Genomic DNA, 2928 nt, shown 5'->3' with positions numbered 1-2928 from the left:
CTGCGGGGGCGGCAGGCGTGGCATGCTGCAAGTGTCGATCCTTTCGAAGTCGGCACAGGTTGAGACGCAATCATATAGAGCCTGCACTGCCATACAAGCATGCATCCATTATGCGATCGCGTACCCCACCGGATAATTTTCCGGTGGTTAATGGCGCGAAAGGCCAGAGCAAGAAGATACCATGTGGGTTCATCTTGCTCCAGCGCTGTTAGCTTTCGACAGCTTGTCTAGAGCGGTTCATCTTTGGTAGAACCGACGAACGGCTCTAAGTATTTGTTTTTACGCAATTCGGACGGAAAACCGCTACACACTTTTCCTGGGATTGCTCTACTCGACCTTTCGGCCGACAATGCGATTGGCGGCGGAAACCACGGCTTCCAGCGAAGCGGCCACGATGTTGGTGTTGATGCCGGCGCCGAACAGCTTGCCGCCGGGATGCTCCATCTCGACATAGGAGATGGCCGAGGCATTCGAGCCGCGCTGCATGGAGTGCTCCGAATAGTCGAGCACCGACATCGGCACGCCGACATGGCGCGACAGCGCGTCGACAAAGCCGTCGATCGGGCCGGTTCCGGAGCCTGAAATCGTCACCTCCTTGCCCCTGTCGAGGATGATGGCCTCCACCGCACGCCGCCCCTTGGTCTCAAGGTCCGGATAGGTGTGGTGGTCGAGGAACTTCAGCCGCGCGCCGGGCTGATCGACATAGGTGTCGAGAAAGCGCTGATAGATGCGCTTGGCCGGCACCTCCTTGCCTTCGGCGTCGGTGATCGCCTGGATCGCTTGACTGAACTCGATCTGCAGGTTGCGCGGCAGGTTGAGGCCGTAGTCCGCCTGCAGCACATAGGCGATGCCGCCCTTGCCGGACTGCGAGTTGATGCGGATGATCGCCTCGTAATTGCGCCCGACATCGGCCGGGTCGATCGGCAGATAAGGCACTTCCCAGTACGGCGTGTTGGCCTTGCGCAACGCCTTCATGCCTTTGTTGATGGCATCCTGGTGCGAGCCTGAAAAGGCCGTATAGACGAGCTCGCCGACATAGGGATGGCGCTCGGGGATCTTCAACTGGTTCGAATATTCATAGACGTCCTTCATCCGATTGATGTCGGAGCAGTCGAGCTCGGGATCGACGCCTTGCGTGTACATGTTGAGCGCCAGCGTGACGATGTCGACATTGCCGGTGCGCTCGCCATTGCCGAACAGCGTGCCTTCGACGCGGTCCGCACCCGCCATCAGACCGAGTTCGGTGGTGGCAACGCCGGTGCCGCGGTCGTTGTGCGGATGCAACGAAATGAGCAGGTTCTCGCGGTTGTCGAGATTGCGGCACATCCATTCGATGCGATCGGCATAGATGTTGGGTGTCGACATCTCGACCGTGGACGGCAGGTTGATGATCAGCTTGTTTTCCGCCGTCGGCTTCACGATTTCGGTGACGGCGTTGCAGATTTCCAGCGCCACTTCGAGCTCGGTGCCGGTAAAGCTCTCCGGCGAATATTCAAAACGATAACCGCCGCCGGCCTTCGCCGCCATGTCGGTGATCATCTTGGCCGCATCGGTGGCGATCCGCCTGATGCCGGCAACGTCCTTCTCGAAGACGACGCGGCGCTGCAATTCGCTGGTCGAATTATAGAAATGCACGATCGGGTTGGTGGCGCCCTGCAGCGCCTCGAAGGTGCGTGTGATCAGTTCCGGTCGGCACTGCACCAGTACCTGCAGTGAGACATCGGCTGAGACATTGCCCTCTTCGATGCACCAGCGGGCGAAATCGAAATCGGTCTGCGAGGCCGACGGGAAGCCGATCTCGATCTCTTTGAAGCCCATGTCGAGGAGCAGGGCGAACATGCGCGCCTTGCGCTCGTGGCCCATCGGGTCGATCAGCGCCTGGTTGCCGTCGCGCAGGTCGACCGAGCACCAGATCGGCGCCTTGTCGATGACCTTCGAAGGCCAAATGCGGTCGGTGAGACCGACCGTCGGGTAGGGTTGGTATTTCCGGGCTGCCTCCGGCATGCCCCGGGCTGCATCCTTGCCCATCTCCCCGCTGTCTGCGCGGATCTCTTCTCGTGCGTTCATTGTCGTCTCTCCCGGCGGCTCGCGGGATCCGGCCTTCAGGCGGATTTGGTGCCGAGCGGCGCCTTTACCAGATGTTCATTCGTTTGATGTGACTTGCCAATTTTGAGACTGGCCAAGGAGCATGCGCGTGAGCGGCGGTTCGACCGCCGGGCGCTCCTTCAGCGAACCCGGCGATCGCCGATAAGGCCGAGAAGCAGCAGAGCGGAAGCAAGCGCGCGCACGGTCTCGCCAGCAAAGCCGGTCTGACGGGAAGCGACGGAGGTGGCGCGGTTGATCATGGCGGTTTTCATACAGGAGCAGCCAAAGAGAGGCAAGTGGGGCCGAACGACTGGCGTTTCCTATACCTACACGACGCAGTCCTGCGCGACTTGGGCTGGTCCTTCAGCGGCCGCGAGCAGATTGCGTCGCGCCTGATCCATTTAGGTGACAGCGCCGCAGGTCTTTCTGGAGCCGCAAATTACCTCTATTCCCTCAGACTTCGCGCCACCAGCCGCGCCACGCTCGGTCCGACCAGCAGCACGACGAGGAAGCGGGCCGATTGCAGCGCCATGACGAAGGAGATGTCGACGTGCTGTGCGGCGGCGGCGATGATGGCGACGCTGTCCATGCCGCCGGGGCTGGTCGCCAGATAGGCGGTCAGCGGATCGATGCCGAGCACATGACTGATCATGAAGCCGAGACCGCCGCAGAAGGCGATGAGGATGATGATCGAACCGACGATCTGCGGCAGCGCCCGCGTCGCGTGCTGCAGAATTGCCCTGGTGAAATTCAGGCCGATGGTCCAGCCGATCATCGTATAGCCGAGGGCAAGCAGCCAAGGCGGCAACTGCATCGGCACGCCTAGTCCGAGATGCACAGCAG

General features: G+C 61.0%; 2 protein-coding genes. Both read right to left on the bottom strand.

All coding sequences use genetic code 11. From position 1 onward, the window contains the following. Positions 1-327: 327 nt before the first annotated feature. Positions 328-2067, bottom strand: a complete 1740-nt coding sequence (gene leuA / locus EOA85_RS31495; protein ID WP_127212338.1) for a 2-isopropylmalate synthase — start codon at positions 2065-2067, stop codon at positions 328-330. A 463-nt stretch (positions 2068-2530) separates the two neighbouring features. After that, positions 2531-2928, bottom strand: a 398-nt coding sequence (locus tag EOA85_RS31485) for an AbrB family transcriptional regulator (protein WP_164760005.1), incomplete at its 5' end; no start/stop codon positions are given.

It is taken from the genome of Mesorhizobium sp. M5C.F.Ca.IN.020.29.1.1 (assembly GCF_003997375.1).
In the GTDB taxonomy this organism is placed as follows: Bacteria; Pseudomonadota; Alphaproteobacteria; order Rhizobiales; family Rhizobiaceae; genus Mesorhizobium; species Mesorhizobium wenxiniae.
Note: the sequence above shows the minus strand (reverse complement) of the source record. Positions and strands in the feature narration are given on the sequence as shown.